Here is a 19,492-nt window from a genome sequence, read left to right on the forward strand (position 1 = left end):
CGAAAAAAGCGCATTGTCAAGTCTAGTTAAACAAAGAAAAATACATTATATTGTGCCGTTCAAAGCAATCACATACCGTATCTTGTGTTTTTTAATGGGAAGACTGAACAATGAATGCAGCAACGAATATTAAAGTAACCAAACGCGACGGACGCTTGGAAGATATCAATTTAGACAAAATCCACCGCGTTGTTACTTGGGCGGCAGAAGGCTTACAAAACGTCTCCGTATCGCAAGTCGAGCTCAAATCACATATTCAGTTTTACAACGGTATCCGTACCGACGACATCCATGAGACCATCATCAAGGCCGCGGCCGACCTGATCTCACAAGATACGCCCGATTATCAGTATCTGGCCGCCCGCCTCGCCATTTTCCATCTGCGCAAAATCGCTTATGGCGAATTCGAGCCGCCTCACCTCTACGATCACGTCAAAAAACTGACCGAAGCAGGCAAATACGACCGCCACATCATCGCAGATTACAGCCGCGAAGAATTCGACGAGCTGAATGCCTATATCGACCACAGTCGCGATATGACCTTCTCTTATGCTGCGGTAAAACAGCTGGAAGGCAAATATCTGGTTCAAAACCGTGTTACCCGCCAAATTTATGAAACGCCGCAGTTTTTATACATTTTGGTGGCCATGTGTCTCTTTAGCAAATATCCGAAAGAGACCCGTTTGGATTACGTCAAACGCTTTTACGATGCCGTTTCCACATTCAAAGTATCGCTGCCTACACCTATCATGAGCGGCGTGCGTACGCCTACCCGTCAATTCTCAAGCTGCGTATTGATTGAATGCGACGACAGCCTCGACTCCATCAACGCCACCACCAGCGCGATTGTGAAATACGTTTCCCAGCGTGCAGGCATCGGCATCAATGCCGGCCGTATCCGCGGCTTGGGCAGCGAAATCCGTGGCGGTGAAGCGCAACACACCGGCTGTATCCCATTCTTCAAAATGTTCCAGGCGGCCGTTAAATCCTGCTCGCAAGGTGGCGTACGCGGCGGCGCGGCAACCTTGTTCTACCCATTGTGGCACATTGAAGCCGAAAGCCTGTTGGTATTGAAAAACAACCGCGGCGTAGAAGACAACCGTATCCGCCAACTGGACTACGGCGTGCAAATCAACCGCCTGCTGTACACCCGTTTGATTAAAGGCGGTAACATTACCCTGTTCTCGCCGAATGAAGTTCCGGGTTTGTATAATGCCTTCTTCGCCGACCAAGACGAATTCGAGCGCCTCTACACTCAATACGAACAAGATCCAAACATCCGCAAACGTACTTTGCCGGCAACAGAATTGTTTTCCACCCTGATGCAAGAACGCGCCGGTACCGGTCGTATCTACATCCAAAACGTTGACCACTGCAATACGCACAGCCCGTTTGATCCGCGCGTTGCGCCTGTTCATCAGTCCAACTTGTGCATGGAAATCGCTCTGCCGACCAAACCTTTGGACAACATCAACGATCCGAACGGCGAAATCGCCCTATGTACCTTGTCCGCCTTCAACTTAGGCGCATTGAACAACTTGGACGAACTGGAAGAACTCGCCGATTTGACCGTACGCGCACTTGATGCTCTGTTGGATTATCAAGACTATCCGGTTGCAGCCGCACGTACCGCGACCATGAACCGCCGCACGCTCGGCATCGGCGTCATCAACTACGCCTACTATCTGGCGAAAAACGGCGTACGTTACAGCGACGATTCAGCCCTCGGCCTGACCCACCGCACCTTTGAAGCCATGCAGTATTACCTGCTCAAAGCATCGGTAAACCTTGCCAAAGAATACGGCGCATGCCCGCTGTTCAACCAAACCGTTTACTCGCAAGGCAAACTGCCTATCGATACCTACAAAAAAGACTTGGATGCCGTGTGCAGCGAGCCTTTGCACTACGACTGGGAAAGCCTGCGTGCCGACATCGTCAAATACGGCCTACGCAACTCTACCCTGACCGCACTCATGCCGTCTGAAACCAGCTCGCAAATTGCCAATGCTACCAACGGCATTGAGCCTCCACGCGGCCTGGTCAGCGTTAAAGCATCAAAAGACGGTATTTTGAAACAAGTCGTACCGGAATTTGAAACCCTGAAAGATGCCTACGAAACCCTGTGGCAGCTTCCCGGCAACGAAGGCTACCTGAAACTTGTCGGCGTGATGCAGAAATTTGTCGATCAATCGATTTCCGCCAACACCGCCTACGACCCAGGTAAATTCGAAGGCAACAAAGTTTCCATGAAACAAATGCTGAAAGATCTGCTGACCGCCTACAAATACGGTGTCAAAACCCTGTACTACCACAACACCCGCGACGGTGCGGACGATACGCAGACCGATATTCAGGATGACGGCTGCGCAGGTGGGGCTTGTAAGATTTAAAACAGGTTGATTTTTGAAATATATCCAAGGCTTCTAGATAGTAGAAGGCTTTAAGGATTTTCTTAAATTAAAACCTACTACTATATGAAGCTAAGTTGTTATTTTCCAGAAAAGGAAAAATATGGATGCCATTTGGTCATTCTTAGCTGAATATAAACTTTATATTCTTTTAGCCATCACTATTTTAGCATGGCAATTTATTGATAAAATTCAATTTTTTTCATTTGGTCCAGTAACAATCTATAGAAAAGTTGACTAATTTTTAAAAAGAGATGATATATATGTCCTGCGAACACCTGACTATGTCCTATAGCACCTTTTCTAAGACCAAAAACGACGCGCTTAAAGAGCCTATGTTTTTCGGTCAGCCGGTAAATGTCGCCCGTTATGACCAGCAGAAATACGAAGTATTTGAAAAACTGATCGAAAAACAATTATCTTTCTTCTGGCGTCCGGAAGAAATCGACGTATCGCGCGACCGTATCGACTACGCCAATCTGCCCGAACACGAAAAACATATTTTCATCAGCAATCTGAAATACCAAACCTTGCTCGATTCGATCCAAGGCCGCAGTCCGAATGTTGCGTTCTTGCCTTTAGTGTCTATTCCCGAGCTTGAAACTTGGATTGAAACATGGAGCTTCAGCGAAACCATCCACTCGCGCAGCTACACTCATATCATCCGTAATATCGTGAATGATCCGTCAGTCGTGTTCGATGATATTGTGCAAAACAAATACATCATCGCCCGCGCCGAGGACATTGCCTGCTATTACGATGATTTGATTGAATACACCCAATATTACAATCTGTTGGGCGAAGGCACGCACAATGTCGGCGGCAAGCTCGTTACCGTGTCTTTGCGCGAGTTGAAGAAAAAGCTCTATCTCTGCCTGATGTGCGTCAATGTATTGGAAGCCATCCGCTTCTACGTTTCATTCGCCTGCTCGTTCGCCTTTGCCGAGCGTGAATTGATGGAAGGCAACGCTAAAATCATCAAGCTGATTGCCCGCGACGAAGCCCTGCACCTGACCAGCACCCAGCATATGCTCAACCTGATGCGTGCCGGTGCCGATGATCCTGAAATGGCTGAAATTGCGAATGAATTGCAGGACGAGTGTTTCAACCTCTTCAAAAAAGCAGCCGAGCAGGAAAAAGAGTGGGCGGCCTATCTGTTTAAAGACGGTTCGATGATTGGCCTGAATAAAGAGATTCTGGCGCAATACGTTGAATACATCACCAATCTGCGTATGCAGGCGGTCGGTCTGCCTGCCGGATTTGAAGGTGCGACCCAAAACCCGATTCCTTGGATTAACGCATGGCTGTCTTCTGACAATGTACAGGTTGCGCCGCAGGAAGTGGAAATTTCCTCTTACCTGATTGGTCAGATTGATTCGGAAGTCAATGCCGACGATTTAGGCGATTTCGAGCTGTAATCGAACATTCGGTTTTATGATCAAGGCCGTCTGAACGGTGTGGCAGAAATCTTTGATTTCGTCTTTACACCGTTTCAGACGGCCTTTCCAATCCAAACAAATCATATGGCACTCATCAGCACACACGACAAAACCTTCCAACTCCAACAAGGCGAAACCTTATTGGAGGGCTTGGAGCGCACCGGACACGAGATTGAATACCAATGTCGCAGCGGCTATTGCGGTTCATGCCGGGTCAAAATCTTGGATGGGAAAGTCTCTTATGATAATTTTCCGCTCGCTTTTGTCGCGCCCGGAGAAATTTTGCCGTGCTGCTGCCGGGTTACTGAAGACATCAAGCTTGATTGTCGTGAGCGCATCAAAGAGCCGGATTTATTTGATGTCGATTTATTTGAAGACAAATAAAAATGCCGTCTGAACATTGTGGCTGAAATCCTTGATTTCATATCCACCGTTCAGACGGCATTTTGTATGGTTAAGCTTATTTACGCTCACCAACCGGCAAAACAGTACGGCCGAAAGATTCGTTGATGACCTCTGCCGCTGCCAAGTAGAACGCACCAAGTGCAGTTACCAAGCCTAAGCAACCGCCGATATGGACGATGCTATGATTTTCCATACCATCACCAATACCCAGTGCAAAGAAAGTCAGTGTCAAGCAAAAGAAAATACCGCTCAATACTTTAGGTTTGGTCAAGGTGGCCACAAACATCATCAGCGAAAACATACCCCATGCGCAAAGATACCAGCCGATAAATGCCGGAGCTGTTTCACCTTTGAAAAAGATGGTAAACAAAGCCCATGTCCACCAGAATGCGCCATAGCTGATAAAAGCGGTAAAGCCAAACGTATTGCCTTTCTTGAACTCAAACATACCGGCAATAACTTGGGCAATACCACCAAAGGCGAGAGCCATGCCCAAAACTAAGCCGACACCCTCTTGAGCAGTAAAAAAGCCGCCGTTAATCAGACTGAGCAACCAAGTTGTCAGTGCAAAGCCAGATAGGCCTACTGGACCTGGGTTCGCTAGGTTTTCTTTAGTAGTAGTCATTTTATTTCTCCTCTGGTTATTAAAATAGGAAACCCATTGTTACCTATTTTATTTAAAATTAAAAGAAATAAATTTAAAAAAATCAGTCCGTCTGAAAAATATTTTTCAAACGGCCTTGAATATTAATAATTAAACTATCCCAAAATTGCCAAGATTTTCCTTAATTCGTTGGCATCAATTTGGCCGGGGGCCGACGTTTTTTGTGCTGCACCAAAGGTAACGGCCGAGCCAAAAGTCGAGCCGGCCAGACGACTGATCGCACCGATTTTATTCATGGACATAGTAATAATCGGGCGGTCGATAATTTGTGAAACATCATATGTAGCCTGTAATAAGGTCAATACATCTTGCGACGATTGCGGCATAACGGCAATTTTGCAGATATCCGCGCCCCACTCGGCCATTGTTTTCAGACGGCCTGTAATGTCTGCCAAAGACGGCGTGGATTGGAAATCGTGATTACAAAGTAAGGCGACAGTTTGATACTCATGTGCCAAAGCAATGGTTTGTTTTACGCCGCTTTCCTCGGCAAAAAGCTCGATGTCGATAATATCGGCTTGTTTGGAACGGATGATTTTTTCCAATAATTTAAAATAATAGTCGTCCGAACAAGGCGTATTGCCGCCCTCTTGCGCTCTTCTAAACGTAAATAGCAAGGGCTTGTCAGGAAAAGTCTGTCGAGCGATGCTTAATTGTTCGGCAATAAAATCGGCATCAAGCGCTTCTTGAAAAAAATCCGCACGAAATTCAATAATGTCAAAAGCCGTCTCTTTCAATACGCGCAAAGCCTGCTCCAATTCCTGCGTATTGGCGGCCACCAGCGGCACGGCAATTTTAGGCATACCTTTGCCGATCTCGATATTTTTGATGATGACAGGTTTCATATTGTTCCTTTTTGCTGTTCAAGCCAATCAGTGCAGATGCTCATAAATGGTTTCCGCCAAGGCTTTGCTGATGCCTTCCACTTTTTCCAAGTCCTCGCGGCTGGCCGCAATCACGCCGCGCAGACCGCCGAATCGGGTAAGCAATGCTTGGCGGCGTTTGCTGCCGATACCGGGGATTTCGCTGAGTGAGGAAGTAACGCGTGCTTTGTCGCGTTTTTTGCGGTGGCCTGTAATCGCAAAGCGGTGCGATTCATCGCGTACGGTTTGCAATAAATGCAAGGCCGGGCTATTGGGCGGCAGGCGGAAGACTTCGCCGGTAAAAGGCAGTATGAGTTCTTCCATACCGGCTTTGCGCTCAGGGCCTTTGGCGATACCGACCAAAGGTATGTGCAGCCCGAGTTCTTCCCATACCGATACGGCTACGCCGATTTGCCCTTTGCCGCCGTCAATCAACACGACATCCGGCCATTTGACGGCCTCTCCGTTGGCTTCGGCTTCCTGCATTTTGCCGTAACGGCGCGTCAACACTTCGCGCATGGCGGCATAGTCGTCGCCGGGCTTGGCGGTCGTGATGTTGTAGCGGCGGTATTGCGAAGGCTGGATGTTTTGCTCATCGTACACAACGCAGGACGCAATAGTGGCCTCGCCTTGCGTGTGGCTGATATCGAAACATTCAAGGCGGTTGAGGCCGTCTGAATCCATGCCGAGGATTTTTGCCAGTTCGTCAATACGGTGTTGCTGGCTGCTTTGTTGCAGGCGACGTTGTGCAATCGCCATTTGTGCGTTTTGTTCCGCCATTTTCAGCCAGACCTTGCGTTCGCCTATGGTCTTGGTGACAAATTGCATCTGCTTGCCGTGTTCGCCTTCCAAAGCCTCTTTCAGCGCATCGGGAACGGGAAAGTTGCTGATGATGATGTCGGGTTTGCTTTTGCCCAGATAGTGTTGGGCGACGAAGGCTTCGGCGTAGTCTTGCCCGTTTGGTTCGGGGTCGTTTTTGGTGTCAGGGAAAAAGCTTTTATCGCCGACATGCCGTCCGCCGCGGATGCTAACCCAGTGTACGCAAACCAGGCCGTCTGAAACCGCCAGCGCGAGCAAATCGATATCGTTTGGATTGTTCGGATTTTTACTGTCGATAAACTGATTACTCTGCATGATGCCGAGCGCTTGAATTTGATCGCGGTAACGGGCTGCTTCCTCAAATTGCAGATTGGCGGCGGCGGTTTGCATTTTGTGTTGCAAGGTACGCGTCAGTTCGTCGGTTTTGCCATTGAGGAAAGTTGCGGCTTCACGCACGCTGTCACGATAATCTTCTTCGCTGATATGTCCGACACAAGGCGCGGTGCAGCGTTTGATTTGGTACAGCAGACAAGGACGGTCGCGATGCTCGAATACGCTGTCTTCGCAGGTACGCAACATAAAAACTTTTTGCAACACTTGAATGCTGTCGCGCACGGCGTTGCTGTTGGGATACGGGCCGAAATATTGATTAGGCTTTTTCAGCGTGCCGCGGTAATACGCCATTTGCGGATATTGATGGCCGCTGAGCATCAAATAAGGATAGCTTTTGTCATCGCGGAAAAGGATATTGTATTTCGGCGACAGGGCTTTGATGAAATTGTTTTCGAGAATCAGCGCTTCGGCTTCGGAACGTGTGATGGTAGTTTCGATGTGGTGAACCTGTTTTACCATCAATGCGATACGCGGCGAATGGTCGTTTTTTTGGAAATAGCTGGAAACGCGCCGCTTGAGATTGACCGCTTTGCCGACATACAAAACATTGTTGTCTTCGTCAAAAAAACGGTACACGCCCGGCAGATTGGGGAGATTTTTCAGAAAAAGAGGTAAATCGAACGGTTCGGTTGCGCTCACGGGATTTTCTTTTGGAATAAGCAGGCCGTCTGAAAATGTTTCAGACGGCCTTTTTCATTGATGTTTAAGATTCTTGAGACGGAGTATCTTCAGTTTCTACCACTTGGTTTTCGGCTGCATCGCTTTCTAAAGTGGCTTCATCTTCAGCCTCTTCGGCCACGCGTTCTAAGCTGACCAAGGTTTCGCCTTCATCCAGATTAATCAGGCGGACACCTGCGGCAGCACGGCCGGTCTCGCGGATTTGCTCAACTTTGGTACGAATCAGGACGCCACCGCTGGTAATCAGCATCAGGTCGTCGGTTTCGCTGACCAAAGTCGCGGCAACCAAATCGCCATTGCGTTCGCCGGTATTGATGGCGATATTGCCTTGGCCGCCTTTGTTTTTACGGCTGTAATCGGCAATCGGGGTACGTTTGCCATAGCCGTTGGCGGTAGCGGTCAATACTTGCAAATCACTTTGCTCGGCTTCGGGGGCGAAGGTAATCAGGCTGACAATCTTGCCATCGGCCGGCAGGCGCATACCGCGCAGGCCGCCGCTGCCGCGACCGGACGGACGGACACCGTGTTTGCCGCTTGGCAATGCGTTTTCGGCATTTTCATCATCCAGGCCATCTGAATCTTCGTTTTCGGTTTCGATATCGGCATCTTCTGCATCATCGTTACCGGATTTTTCCCAATATTCGTTAAAGCGGATGGCTTTGCCCAAGTTGGAGAACAACATAATATCGTCTGCACCGCCGGTTTGCGCTGCGCCGACCAAGTAATCGCCTTCTTTAAGTGCGATGGCTTTAATACCTTGGCTGCGGACGTTTTTAAACGCAGACAGCTGGACTTTTTTCACCATGCCTTGTGCGGTGGCGAAGAAGACGTATTGGTCTTCCGGGAACTCGCGGACAGCCAAAATCGCGCTGACTTTTTCGCCTTCTTCCAATTGGATAACGTTGTTAATCGGACGGCCGCGACTGTTACGGCCGCCTTCCGGCAGTTTGTAAACCTTAATCCAGTGGCACTTACCGAGATTGGTAAAGCACATCAAATAATCATGCGTATTGGCAACAAACAGGGTTTCGATAAAGTCTTCGTCTTTGGTGGCCGCTGCCTGCTTACCGCGGCCGCCGCGACGCTGCGCCTGATAATCGGTTGTCGGCTGGGTTTTGATGTAGCCGCCATGAGTCAGGGTAACGACCATTTCGCGTTGCGGAATCAGGTCTTCATCGGCAATGTCGCCGCCAAACGGATTGATTTCGCTGCGACGCTCGTCACCGAAGTTGGCTTTAATATCTGCCAATTCTTCGCGGATGATTTGGGTAACGCGCTCTGGTTTGGAAAGAATATCCACGAAATCAATGATTTTGCTCATCAGATTTTTATATTCGCCGACAATTTCTTCCTGATCGAGACCAGTCAGGTTGCGCAAGCTCATGCGCAGGATGGCATCAGCTTGCAATTCGCTCAGGTAATAGCCTTGACTGTGCAGACCCAAATTTTCAGGCAAGCCTTCAGGACGCATCATTTGCAGGTCCAAATCCGTACGGCTGAGCATATCTTCAACCAAGCTGCTGCGCCATGGGCGGGACAGCAATTTTTCTTTGGCTTCCGGCGCATTGGCAGATTCTTTGATCAGACGGATGATTTCGTCGATATTGGACAAGGCCACCGCTTTACCTTCGGCAATATGGCCTTCATGACGTGCTTTTTTCAGGCGGAACAAAGTACGGCGGGTAACGACTTCGCGACGGTGGCGCAGGAATTCTGACAGGATTTGTTTCAGGTTCAGCAAACGCGGCTGGCCGTCAACCAAGGCCACCATGTTGATACCGAAGCTGTCTTGCAGCTGGGTCAGTTTGTAGAGTTGGTTCAAAACGACTTCGGCATTTTCATTGCGTTTCAATTCGATTACGACACGCATACCGGATTTGTCGGACTCGTCGCGCAGGTCGGATACGCCTTCCAGCGTTTTTTCGCGTACCAATTCGCCGATTTTCTCAACCAGCTTGGCTTTGTTTACTTGATATGGGATTTCATCGATTACAATGGCTTCGCGCTCGCCGTTTTTACCGATAGGCTCGATATGGGTTTTACCGCGCATGACCACGCGGCCGCGGCCGGTTTTATAGCCTTCGCGCACGCCACTCAAGCCGTAAATAGTCGCACCGGTCGGGAAATCGGGCGCTTGGATGATGTTAATCAGTTCGTCGATTTCTGTTTCAGGCTCGTCCAACAAGCGCAGGCAGGCATTGATGGTATCGCCCAAATTGTGCGGCGGGATATTGGTTGCCATACCGACGGCAATACCGGACGAACCGTTGACTAGCAGCGCGGGGAAACGGGTCGGTAATACCAGCGGCTCATGTTCGCTGCCGTCATAGTTGGGGCCGAAATTGACGGTTTCTTCTTCAATATCCGCCAACATTTCATGAGAAATTTTTTCCATGCGGATTTCGGTATAACGCATGGCTGCCGCGGCCAATCCGTCAACGGAACCAAAGTTACCCTGACCGTCGATCAGTACATAACGCATAGAGAAGTCTTGCGCCATGCGGACGATGGTGTCGTAAACGGCTGTATCACCGTGGGGGTGATATTTACCGATAACGTCACCGACGATACGCGCCGATTTTTTATAGGCGGAATTCCAGTTATTTTTCAACTCGTGCATCGCGTACAACACGCGACGGTGTACCGGCTTGAGACCGTCGCGGACATCCGGCAGGGCTCGACCCACAATCACGCTCATGGCGTAATCGAGGTAGCTCTTGCGCATTTCGTCTTCAAGGCTGACAGGCAGGGTTTCAAGTGCAAATTTATGGTCGTTGCGGATGGTTGCGTCGGTCATGATTATCTGTAATTTCGTATGGCAAAAATCTTGTTGATTCTACCACAAAACAAGCGGTTTATGGCTTTTGCGTGAAGGCCGTCTGAAACAGGATTTCAGACGGCCTTCATTATTTAATAAATTTAATTTAGTTGCAGCCAGAATCTTCGTTCGCAGCCTGCAGACTCAATTCTTTACGCTTTTTAGCCCTTTCATAACGGCAGCGTTGGCGCTGTGTATTGATTTCCAAAGGCGGTACAGGAACCGGCTTACCGTCTTCAACGGCAACCATAGTGAAGTAGCAGCTGTTGGTATGACGCACTTCGCCTGTGTGGATGTTTTGCGCCTCCACACGGATACCGACTTCCATAGAAGTACGGCCGGTGTAGTTGATACTGGCGTAAAAGGTTACCAACTCACCGACATGAATAGGCTCTTTAAACAATACTTTATCAACAGACAGAGTAACGCAATAGGTTCCGCTGTAACGGCATGCGCAGGAATATGCCACTTGGTCGAGCAGGCGCAGAAGATCGCCGCCGTGAACATTGCCGCTGAAGTTTGCCGTATAAGGCATCATCAGCTCGGACATGATCAGTTCATGGGAAGGTAGTTGGCGTTCCGGTTTCATCGTTTATTCTCCTTTTGATATTTATTTTAAAATTGTCTGAAAACTTCAGACTGCACGTGTGCAAAATCATTCTACCGTTTTTAATCGTTGAATTTCAACCCATTGCCTTCCTGTTTACAGCCATTTTCTACGCGAAAAGAAAATCAGCAGTCCGATAATAATGCACAGCATCACACCCAAAACCATGAAATAGCCGTAATGCCAATGCAGCTCGGGCATATTGTCGAAGTTCATGCCGTAGATGCCGGTAATGACGGTCAGTGGCATGAAGATGATGGTAATAACCGTCAACACGCGCATTTGCTGGTTCATGCGGTTGGATTGGAAGGAAAGATAAATGTCCATCATGCTCAACACCATATCACGCGAGGCATCAAGCGATTCGATAAGCTGCATATTGTGATCGTACACATCGCGCAGATAAACAGTCGATTCGCCTTTGAAAATGGCAAAATCGCCGCGTACGGCCAGTTGGTAGAACACATCGCGCAATGGCAAAAGTGTACGGCGCAGACGGACGGCATCGCGCTTGAGGCGGTGAATCTTACTGAGAATATCGCTGTTTTCATTTTTAAACAGGGACTTGTCTATTGTTTCGACACGGTTGTTGTACGACTCCAAAACAATGAAATAGTCGTCCACAATACGGTCGAGCAGGCAATAAGCAAGAAACGCCGTATTTTTGTTCAAAATATTGTGCGGGTTTTCGTGCATCTGCCGGCGAAGATGGCTAAACAAGCCCAACGGTTTTTGTTGGAAAGACAACACAAAATCTTTGCCGATAATCACATACACTTGATCGGAATAGAGCTTACCCGTGGAGGTATAGTGGTAAACCTGTGCAGCAGTAAAAACATAGCTGCCGTAGTCTTCGATTTTCGGACGCTGCTTGCGGCTGAGAATATCCTCAATAACCAGCTCATGGATGCCGTAAGGCTCAAGCGCGTGTTTGAGCAAAGTAGCATCGTTGATGCCGACAAAATGCAGCCAGTTGATTTGGCCTTCTTGCGGGCGTGCAATATCGGGCAAAGCCTTTCCGGCAAGATAATCATGCTGAACAAAGGTATCGGCGGAATATAAGGTTTGGTGGATGGCAGAACGCGGCGCATTGTCGGTATTGCTGCGCTGCATGGTTTGGTCTTGCAGATTGTCGGTTGTCACAACTGGATTGGCTGGTTTGCTCATAAAAATAAATCATGTTTTTTAGTTAGAATGAATTGTACAGACATAAAAGGCCGTCTGAAAACTAATTTTCAGACGGCCTGACAATATCGATCAACGTTTTATTAGGCTTGAGGCGCGGTTTTCTCCAGCTCCAATGCGGCAGCAAGCAAGGACAGGCGCGCCATTACGCCGTAAACGTAGAGGCGGTTGTGTTCATTGTCGACGTCGCAGTCTTTTTCAGAGCGCGGCATACCAAGCGAATCCCATTGTTCAAATACGCGCTTGCAGGCTTCGGGCGCTTCTTGGGAATTGTCGCCACTGCCGGTGGGAATGCTGTTGGACAGTGGCACAAATACCATACCGCCGGCGTTGAGATTTTCGTCTGCACCACGGCCTTCGTGAACACGGAAGAAGCCACCGATTACGAAACGGTCCATCATATACACGACAGGTTCGCACACGGCGCCGTTCATGGTTTCATAAGTATAAATGCCTTCTTGGACAATGACTTCGCTGACTTCCAAACCTTCTTTGACTTTCGCCATTTTATTGCGGTTTTTGCGGTTCAATCCGCGCACTTCATCGGCGGATTTAACGCTCATCACGCCCATGCCATAAGTACCTGCGTCGGCTTTCACAATAACGAAAGGCTGGTCGGTAATGCCCAATTCATCGTATTTGGCTTGAATTTTCGCCAATACGCGCTCTACCGCGCCTGCCAACGCGTCCTCGCCTTCGCGCTCTTGGAAATCCAAACCGCTGATTTTTTCAAAATAAGGATTGATTTGCCATTCGTCGATGTCAATCAGCTTGGCAAATTCGGCGGCAACTTGGTTGTATGCACTGAAATGTTCTGTTTTACGGCGAGTCGTCCAGCCGCCGTGCAATGGAGGCAATACGGTTTGGCTGATGCCTTTGAGAATATCGGGAACGCCGGCGGACAAGTCGTTATTCAACAAAACAACGCAAGGCGAAAAACCGTCGGCAAGGTGGACGCGCTCGCGGGTACGCAATAGAGGCTCCAGCAGGATTTTGTCGCCCAAGGCAGTTTCAAACTCAGTCGGCTCGGTTATCTCAGGATTCAGGCTGCCCAAACGGACTTCATACCCTGCCGAACGCAAAATCTCGCTGAGTGCGTAAACGTTTTGAAGATAGAATGTGTTGCGTGTGTGGTTTTCAGGAATAATCAATACGGATTTTGCCGTTTCACAGGCGCGCTGTACCGCATCTTGCACGGCAACCGCCGCCAGCGGGATAAAGTTTGGATTCAAATTATTGAAGCCGCCCGGAAACAAATTCATATCGATAGATGAAATTTTGTAACCGGCATTGCGGATGTCAACCGAACCATAAAACGGCGGACGGTGTTCGTTCCAATGCGAACGAAACCATGCTTCGATTTTGGCATGATTGGCAAGAATTTTTCTCTCGAATTCCTGAAATTGAGTCAGGTACTCAGGAGCCAGAACCGGTAATTTCATTCTCTATACCTCTTGGTAAATGTGGATATTGAGTGAGAATGATAGAACTTTTTAGTGCATTTCGACAAGCATTCTTTCAGATAAAATGCATCTTTTTGTCAACAATTCTACAATTTGTCTAATTTTCAATAAGAATTTTTGAAACTTTACGACAAATTTTAAAAATTGGACAAATTTCTATTGCACAGCCCCTATAAAAAGCCTAAAATCCGCCCATAAACACAAACCATCATTCATACTTACCAATTAGCAAAGAAACTCATCATGAGCGCACAAACCCTTTACGATAAACTTTGGAACAGCCACGTCGTCCGCGAAGAAGAAGACGGCACTGTCCTGCTTTACATCGACCGTCATTTGGTTCACGAAGTTACCAGCCCGCAGGCATTTGAAGGCTTGAAAATGGCCGGCCGCAAACTCTGGCGTATCGACAGCGTAGTCTCCACCGCCGACCACAATACCCCGACCGGCGACTGGGACAAAGGTATCCAAGACCCGATTTCCAAACTGCAAGTCGATACTTTGGACAAAAACATTAAAGAGTTTGGCGCACTCGCCTACTTCCCGTTTATGGATAAAGGCCAAGGCATCGTGCACGTTATGGGCCCGGAACAAGGTGCCACCCTGCCCGGCATGACCGTTGTCTGCGGCGACTCGCACACTTCTACCCACGGCGCATTCGGCGCATTGGCGCACGGTATCGGTACTTCCGAAGTCGAACATACCATGGCAACCCAGTGTATTACCGCGAAAAAATCCAAATCCATGCTGATTTCCGTTGAGGGTCGTCTGAAACCCGGTGTTACCGCAAAAGACGTAGCGCTTTATATCATCGGCCAAATCGGTACGGCCGGCGGTACAGGCTACGCCATTGAATTTGGCGGCGAAGCCATCCGCAGCCTTTCTATGGAAGGCCGCATGACCTTGTGCAATATGGCGATCGAAGCCGGTGCGCGCTCAGGCATGGTTGCCGTCGACCAAACCACCATCGACTATGTAAAAGGCAAACCTTTCGCACCTAAAGGCGAAGCATGGGACAAAGCCGTCGAATACTGGCGCACGCTGGTGTCTGACGAAGGCGCAGTTTTTGATAAGGAATACCACTTCAAAGCCGAAGACATCGAGCCCCAAGTAACCTGGGGCACATCGCCCGAAATGGTTTTGGACATCAGCGGGAAAGTGCCTAATCCTGCCGAAGAAGCCGATCCGGTCAAACGCAGCGGCATGGAACGCGCCCTCGAATACATGGGCTTGGAAGCGGGTACGCCATTGAACGAAATCCCTGTCGATATCGTCTTTATCGGCTCTTGTACCAACAGCCGTATCGAAGATTTGCGTGAAGCCGCCGCTATCGCCAAAGGCCGCAAAAAAGCGGACAATGTACAACGCGTGTTAATCGTTCCCGGCTCCGGTTTGGTTAAAGAGCAAGCAGAAAAAGAAGGCTTGCACGAAGTATTTATAGAAGCCGGTTTTGAATGGCGCGAGCCGGGCTGCTCTATGTGCCTTGCCATGAATGCCGACCGCCTAACCCCAGGACAACGTTGCGCCTCTACTTCCAACCGTAACTTTGAAGGCCGTCAAGGCAACGGCGGACGCACCCACCTCGTCAGCCCTGCCATGGCAGCCGCAGCTGCGGTTACCGGCCACTTTACCGACATCCGCACTATGGCTTAAAGTATTTTCAGACGGCCTTTATTCATCAGGCCGTCTGAAACAATACCTTGCTCAAGCAAGTTTTCTTATTATATTGCGAAAAACGTCCGAAAACCTTCTTAATCATTGATAACTTGAAAGGAATCTAGTATGAAAAAACTGTTTGCATTGGCTGCCGCAGCCCTTATCCTGTCAGCTTGTTCCAGCACTTGGTCCGGCGCAAAAGACGATACCAACCGCAATTGGGACAAAACCAAAGAGACTGCTGAGCGCGTAGCCGATAAAACCGGTGAAGCCGTTAAAAAAGGCGGCAATGCAGTAGGCCGCGGCATGAGCCATGTTGGAGAAAAAATCGAAGCCGCTACCGAATAATTCGGTAAATCAGGCCGTCTGAAGCTCCTGACTCCGTTTCAGACGGCCTGATACCTTATTACTTGTTCAGACATTTTCACAATTCCAAGCAAAGGAAGAAACAATGAGTAATCCGTCAAGCTGGTTTGGTATTCACGCTCATGATTTGGATCGCGCCAAAGCCTTTTACGAATCCGTATTCGGCAAGCCCCTACAAGACGTTGGCGGCAACGGATTCCGTTTCATCATTTTTCCAGCCGATTACACGCAACACGGTACGGCAGGCATGATTTGGCACGACAGCAATGCCCAGCCCGGCCACGGCGGTACAACCATTTTCTTTAATTGCCCGGATTGCGCCGAAACAGCAGAAAAAGCCGTTGCAGCAGGCGGCAAACTGTTACAAGAGAAATTCCGCATTGCCAATGGCTTTGCAGCATTTATCGAAGACACAGAAGGCAACCGAATCGGTTTGCACAGCACACGCTAACCCGAATAGCCATAAAATTTCCCATTATTACTATAAGAATCTGACATGAAAGCCTTTACCAAAATTACTGCCATCGTTGCCCCGCTCGACCGCAGCAACGTCGATACCGATGCCATCATCCCCAAACAATTTCTGAAATCCATCAAACGCAGCGGCTTCGGCCCCAATGCCTTTGATGAATGGCGCTACCTCGACCACGGCGAACCGGGCATGGACAACAGCAAACGCCCGTTGAATCCGGATTTCTCCCTGAACCAGCCACGCTATCAAGGCGCACAAATCCTGTTGACACGTAAAAACTTCGGTTGCGGCTCTTCACGCGAACACGCCCCTTGGGCATTGGACGACTACGGCTTCCGCGCCGTCATTGCCCCCAGCTTTGCCGACATCTTCTTCAATAACTGCTACAAAAACGGCCTTTTGCCTATCGTTTTGACAGAAGAACAGGTGGACCAGCTTTTCAAAGAAGTTGAAGCCAACGAAGGCTATCAGCTCTCCATCGACCTTGCCGAGCAAACCCTGACCACCCCTAGCGGCGAAACATTCACATTCGACATTACCGAACACCGCAAACACTGCCTCTTAAACGGCTTGGACGAAATCGGCCTGACCCTGCAACACGCTGACGAAATTCACGTCTTTGAAGAAAAACGCCGCCAAAGCCAGCCTTGGCTGTTTAACGGTTGATATATAAAAGGCCGTCTGAAAAATTTAAGTGTTTCAGACGGCCTTTAATCTACAAAAATATACTATGATTACCGACACCATAAGCAATGCCACCCGCTACGCTGCCTTACATCCCGACTTTGCCGAAGCCTTCCATCTGTTGCAGACTTTGGATTTTTCCAAGCTGCCGGACGGCCAAGTGGCGTGCGAGAATCCCAATATCCGTATTTTTATCGGCAGTGAGCCGATGAGGACTAAAGGCGAAGCCCAACCTGAAGCACACTTAAAACATATTGATATTCAAACGCCGATTGATGGCAATGAAACGTATGGCTGGATAGACAGAGGCCGTCTGAAAAACGGTTTAGGCTACAACGAAAAGCGCGATATCGAGTTTTTTGACTGCGAGCCGGAAACTTGGCTGACCTTGGAGCCAGGCGAATTTGCGCTATTTTTCCCGAATGATGCGCATGCCCCATTGGTCGGCAACAGGGCGAACATACGCAAAGTTGTTTTTAAAATCCGTGTTGAAACTGAACGTCTATAATATTTCAGACGGCCTTATCCCCTTATTCAGGACACAATATGTCTTTTTTCAGCAAGTTGTTCCGCTCCAAACCTAAATTAATGACTTGGCAGGAATTTGTCGAATACTTTGCCCGTCGCATTCAAGAAGAATTGCATCTTGAGGCAAAAATCGACTGGGGCGAAACTATTGCTTCTTCGCCCATCATTGTCCATTTTTCCGAAGATGATGAAGCATCGTTCAGCACATATTTGAGCAACCATTACACAAGTTATCTGCAAAATCCCGAGGCCTTGGAGGCGATTGTTGCTGCCAATTTAGCGGTTATCTATAAGATTCAAGACACTGATGCCAGTGTTTCAGCACAACAAATTCTTCCGACAATTAAAAATACGATTTATCTGGAAAACGCCAGACTGATTACAAATACGGACGAAGCCGAACCTGCCGATTACCTGGTATACAAACCGATTGCCGGCGATATCATGTTGCTTTATATGGTGGATACGGAAGAATCCATGCATACGCTCAATCGTGAGCATATGAAAGAGGCCGGTATTGAAGATGAGGACGCCTTGTATCGTACCGCCATGGATAATCTGCACCAACGGATGAATGGACGTGTCCAAATTCATCATGCCGAAGGTTGGTCATTGTCTCAAATTCATTTGGACAACGACTATGATGCTTCCCTGATTTTGCTTTTGGACGAAGTACTTAAAGACGATCCTATGCTGCCGGCCAACCCCGTTTTTGCAGTCCCCGCACGCAACGCCCTGCTCGTTTGCAGCCCATCCGATGAAGAAGCTTTGCAGGCGATGGCAAATATTGCCCTGCAGGCATTTGAAGACTCTGCCTACGCGATTTCTACCCAGCTTTACCAGTACCATAATGGTACAATCAGCGTTTTCAGAGCAAATTGATTTAAGGCCGTCTGAAAAACTGACGGCCTGCCCTTTACCTAAAACCTTCCCATAAGGAAACCCGAAATGACCAAACATATCGCTATCTTGCGCGGCGACGGCATCGGCCCTGAAATCGTTGCAGAAACCGTCCGCGTACTCGACAAACTTATCGAACAAGGTTTGGATGTCAGCTACGAATATGCGCCTTTGGGCGGCGAAGCCTATGACGAATACGGCCATCCTTATCCAGAATTCACGCAAAACCTTTGCCGTAAAGCCGATGCGGTTCTGCTTGGTGCCGTCGGTTCTCCTCAATACGACAATCTCGACCGTCCGCTACGCCCTGAACGCGGCTTGTTGGCCATCCGTAAAGACTTGAATCTGTTTGCTAATTTGCGCCCTGCCATTTTGTATAAAGAGCTGGCCAATGCTTCCACTCTGAAACCGGAAATTGTAGTCGGCCTTGACATCCTTATCGTACGCGAACTGACCGGCGATATTTACTTTGGCGAACCGCGCGGCATCCGTGTTTTGGAAAACGGCGAACGCGAAGGCTACAACACCATGAAATACAGCGAAAGCGAAATCCGCCGTATTGCCCACGTTGCCTTCCAATCCGCCCAAAAACGCAGCAAAAAAGTCTGCTCCGTAGGCAAAGCCAACGTTTTGGAAACCACCGAACTGTGGCGCGAAATCTTTGAAGAAATCGGCAAACAATATCCTGATGTTGAGCTTTCCCATATGTACGTCGACAATGCCGCCATGCAGTTGGTACGCGCGCCCAAACAGTTTGACGTGATTGCCACCGGTAACATCTTCGGCGACATTCTCTCTGATGAAGCCTCCATGCTGACCGGCTCCATCGGTATGCTGCCTTCCGCTTCTTTGGACGAAAACGGCAAAGGCCTGTACGAACCGTCTCACGGCTCCGCTCCCGACATTGCCGGTCAAAACAAAGCCAATCCGCTGGCGACCGTATTGTCTCTTGCCATGTTGCTGCGTTACAGCCTAAACGACGAAGCACGCGCTCAACAAGTTGAAAACGCCGTACAAAAAGTATTGCAACAAGGCTTGCGTACCGGCGACATTTACGAAGAAGGTACCAAACTGGTTTCCTGCTCCGAAATGGGCGATGCCGTATTGGCCGCTTTGTAAGAGGCCGTCTGAAAAAGCGTGGGGC

General features: G+C 48.9%; 18 protein-coding genes. 11 read left to right on the plus strand and 7 right to left on the minus strand.

The window, feature by feature from the left end:
• Window positions 1–110 precede the first annotated feature (110 nt).
• The 4 genes from nrdA (at window position 111) to yfaE (ending at window position 4,231) form a co-directional block, all read left to right on the plus strand.
• Entirely contained in the window at window positions 111–2,390 is a 2,280-nt protein-coding gene (nrdA, locus tag ACTHRY_RS03060; RefSeq protein ID WP_049359046.1) for a class 1a ribonucleoside-diphosphate reductase subunit alpha, read from the plus strand.
• A 121-nt stretch (window positions 2,391–2,511) separates the two neighbouring features.
• Window positions 2,512–2,649 carry a hypothetical protein gene (locus ACTHRY_RS03065; RefSeq protein ID WP_162837462.1) on the plus strand — a complete coding sequence of 46 codons (138 nt, stop codon included), beginning with the start codon at window positions 2,512–2,514 and terminating at the stop codon, window positions 2,647–2,649.
• 43 nt (window positions 2,650–2,692) lie between these two features.
• Window positions 2,693–3,826, plus strand: coding sequence for a class Ia ribonucleoside-diphosphate reductase subunit beta (nrdB, locus tag ACTHRY_RS03070; protein WP_107831932.1), 1,134 nt, complete (start codon window positions 2,693–2,695; stop codon window positions 3,824–3,826).
• A gap of 105 nt (window positions 3,827–3,931) precedes the next feature.
• Window positions 3,932–4,231, plus strand: coding sequence for a class I ribonucleotide reductase maintenance protein YfaE (gene yfaE / locus ACTHRY_RS03075; protein WP_049322411.1), 300 nt, complete (start codon window positions 3,932–3,934; stop codon window positions 4,229–4,231).
• Window positions 4,232–4,307: 76 nt separating this feature from the next.
• Here yfaE and ACTHRY_RS03080 read toward each other — a convergent pair whose 3' ends face one another.
• From ACTHRY_RS03080 to gshA, 7 genes are all read right to left on the minus strand, one after another.
• Window positions 4,308–4,877, minus strand: a complete 570-nt coding sequence (locus ACTHRY_RS03080; RefSeq protein WP_308881233.1) for an acetate uptake transporter — start codon at window positions 4,875–4,877, stop codon at window positions 4,308–4,310.
• A 134-nt stretch (window positions 4,878–5,011) separates the two neighbouring features.
• Window positions 5,012–5,761 carry a type I 3-dehydroquinate dehydratase gene (gene aroD, locus ACTHRY_RS03085; protein WP_308881234.1) on the minus strand — a complete coding sequence of 250 codons (750 nt, stop codon included), beginning with the start codon at window positions 5,759–5,761 and terminating at the stop codon, window positions 5,012–5,014.
• A gap of 27 nt (window positions 5,762–5,788) precedes the next feature.
• A complete protein-coding gene (uvrC, locus tag ACTHRY_RS03090) occupies window positions 5,789–7,630 on the minus strand; it encodes an excinuclease ABC subunit UvrC (protein WP_070644796.1) in 1,842 nt (613 codons plus the stop codon).
• A gap of 64 nt (window positions 7,631–7,694) precedes the next feature.
• A complete protein-coding gene (gene gyrA, locus ACTHRY_RS03095) occupies window positions 7,695–10,466 on the minus strand; it encodes a DNA gyrase subunit A (protein ID WP_049322414.1) in 2,772 nt (923 codons plus the stop codon).
• Window positions 10,467–10,593: 127 nt separating this feature from the next.
• The gene (locus tag ACTHRY_RS03100; RefSeq protein WP_003686444.1) at window positions 10,594–11,076 is read right to left on the minus strand and encodes an acyl-CoA thioesterase; all 483 of its coding nucleotides are present in this window, start codon (window positions 11,074–11,076) and stop codon (window positions 10,594–10,596) included.
• Between the two features lie 114 nt (window positions 11,077–11,190).
• The gene (corA, locus tag ACTHRY_RS03105) at window positions 11,191–12,261 is read right to left on the minus strand and encodes a magnesium/cobalt transporter CorA (RefSeq protein ID WP_440374039.1); all 1,071 of its coding nucleotides are present in this window, start codon (window positions 12,259–12,261) and stop codon (window positions 11,191–11,193) included.
• Between the two features lie 101 nt (window positions 12,262–12,362).
• Window positions 12,363–13,721 (minus strand): glutamate--cysteine ligase, encoded by a 1,359-nt coding sequence (gene gshA, locus ACTHRY_RS03110; RefSeq protein ID WP_440374040.1) that lies wholly within the window; start codon window positions 13,719–13,721, stop codon window positions 12,363–12,365.
• Between the two features lie 264 nt (window positions 13,722–13,985).
• On the opposite strand from gshA, the gene leuC reads away from it, so the two are divergent.
• From leuC to leuB, 7 genes are all read left to right on the plus strand, one after another.
• A complete protein-coding gene (gene leuC, locus ACTHRY_RS03115; RefSeq protein ID WP_049343582.1) occupies window positions 13,986–15,395 on the plus strand; it encodes a 3-isopropylmalate dehydratase large subunit in 1,410 nt (469 codons plus the stop codon).
• A 129-nt stretch (window positions 15,396–15,524) separates the two neighbouring features.
• Window positions 15,525–15,746: a hypothetical protein gene (locus tag ACTHRY_RS03120; protein ID WP_004520349.1), complete on the plus strand. Its 222-nt coding sequence runs from the start codon at window positions 15,525–15,527 to the stop codon at window positions 15,744–15,746.
• Window positions 15,747–15,849: 103 nt separating this feature from the next.
• A complete protein-coding gene (locus ACTHRY_RS03125; RefSeq protein ID WP_049331002.1) occupies window positions 15,850–16,215 on the plus strand; it encodes a VOC family protein in 366 nt (121 codons plus the stop codon).
• Between the two features lie 45 nt (window positions 16,216–16,260).
• Window positions 16,261–16,902: a 3-isopropylmalate dehydratase small subunit gene (gene leuD, locus ACTHRY_RS03130; RefSeq protein WP_308881248.1), complete on the plus strand. Its 642-nt coding sequence runs from the start codon at window positions 16,261–16,263 to the stop codon at window positions 16,900–16,902.
• A 64-nt stretch (window positions 16,903–16,966) separates the two neighbouring features.
• A complete protein-coding gene (locus tag ACTHRY_RS03135; protein ID WP_308881249.1) occupies window positions 16,967–17,428 on the plus strand; it encodes a YhcH/YjgK/YiaL family protein in 462 nt (153 codons plus the stop codon).
• A 38-nt stretch (window positions 17,429–17,466) separates the two neighbouring features.
• On the plus strand, window positions 17,467–18,330 hold the full coding sequence (locus ACTHRY_RS03140; RefSeq protein WP_308881250.1) for a DUF1444 family protein: 864 nt from the start codon (window positions 17,467–17,469) through the stop codon (window positions 18,328–18,330).
• Window positions 18,331–18,396: 66 nt separating this feature from the next.
• Window positions 18,397–19,467: a 3-isopropylmalate dehydrogenase gene (gene leuB, locus ACTHRY_RS03145; RefSeq protein ID WP_049322091.1), complete on the plus strand. Its 1,071-nt coding sequence runs from the start codon at window positions 18,397–18,399 to the stop codon at window positions 19,465–19,467.
• Window positions 19,468–19,492 lie beyond the last annotated feature (25 nt).

Source organism: Neisseria sp. P0004.S004 (assembly GCF_051963335.1).
Classification (GTDB): Bacteria; Pseudomonadota; Gammaproteobacteria; order Burkholderiales; family Neisseriaceae; genus Neisseria.

What these genes read in the sequence shown, in the direction of transcription:
- nrdA (WP_049359046.1), top strand. Translation starts at nt 111, where the DNA reads ATGAATGCAGCAACGAATATTAAAGTAACCAAACGCGACGGACGCTTG.
- ACTHRY_RS03065 (WP_162837462.1), top strand. Translation starts at nt 2,512, where the DNA reads ATGGATGCCATTTGGTCATTCTTAGCTGAATATAAACTTTATATTCTT.
- nrdB (WP_107831932.1), top strand. Translation starts at nt 2,693, where the DNA reads ATGTCCTATAGCACCTTTTCTAAGACCAAAAACGACGCGCTTAAAGAG.
- yfaE (WP_049322411.1), top strand. Translation starts at nt 3,932, where the DNA reads ATGGCACTCATCAGCACACACGACAAAACCTTCCAACTCCAACAAGGC.
- ACTHRY_RS03080 (WP_308881233.1), bottom strand. Translation starts at nt 4,877, where the DNA reads ATGACTACTACTAAAGAAAACCTAGCGAACCCAGGTCCAGTAGGCCTA.
- aroD (WP_308881234.1), bottom strand. Translation starts at nt 5,761, where the DNA reads ATGAAACCTGTCATCATCAAAAATATCGAGATCGGCAAAGGTATGCCT.
- gyrA (WP_049322414.1), bottom strand. Translation starts at nt 10,466, where the DNA reads ATGACCGACGCAACCATCCGCAACGACCATAAATTTGCACTTGAAACC.
- ACTHRY_RS03100 (WP_003686444.1), bottom strand. Translation starts at nt 11,076, where the DNA reads ATGAAACCGGAACGCCAACTACCTTCCCATGAACTGATCATGTCCGAG.
- corA (WP_440374039.1), bottom strand. Translation starts at nt 12,261, where the DNA reads ATGAGCAAACCAGCCAATCCAGTTGTGACAACCGACAATCTGCAAGAC.
- gshA (WP_440374040.1), bottom strand. Translation starts at nt 13,721, where the DNA reads ATGAAATTACCGGTTCTGGCTCCTGAGTACCTGACTCAATTTCAGGAA.
- leuC (WP_049343582.1), top strand. Translation starts at nt 13,986, where the DNA reads ATGAGCGCACAAACCCTTTACGATAAACTTTGGAACAGCCACGTCGTC.
- ACTHRY_RS03120 (WP_004520349.1), top strand. Translation starts at nt 15,525, where the DNA reads ATGAAAAAACTGTTTGCATTGGCTGCCGCAGCCCTTATCCTGTCAGCT.
- ACTHRY_RS03125 (WP_049331002.1), top strand. Translation starts at nt 15,850, where the DNA reads ATGAGTAATCCGTCAAGCTGGTTTGGTATTCACGCTCATGATTTGGAT.
- leuD (WP_308881248.1), top strand. Translation starts at nt 16,261, where the DNA reads ATGAAAGCCTTTACCAAAATTACTGCCATCGTTGCCCCGCTCGACCGC.
- ACTHRY_RS03135 (WP_308881249.1), top strand. Translation starts at nt 16,967, where the DNA reads ATGATTACCGACACCATAAGCAATGCCACCCGCTACGCTGCCTTACAT.
- ACTHRY_RS03140 (WP_308881250.1), top strand. Translation starts at nt 17,467, where the DNA reads ATGTCTTTTTTCAGCAAGTTGTTCCGCTCCAAACCTAAATTAATGACT.
- leuB (WP_049322091.1), top strand. Translation starts at nt 18,397, where the DNA reads ATGACCAAACATATCGCTATCTTGCGCGGCGACGGCATCGGCCCTGAA.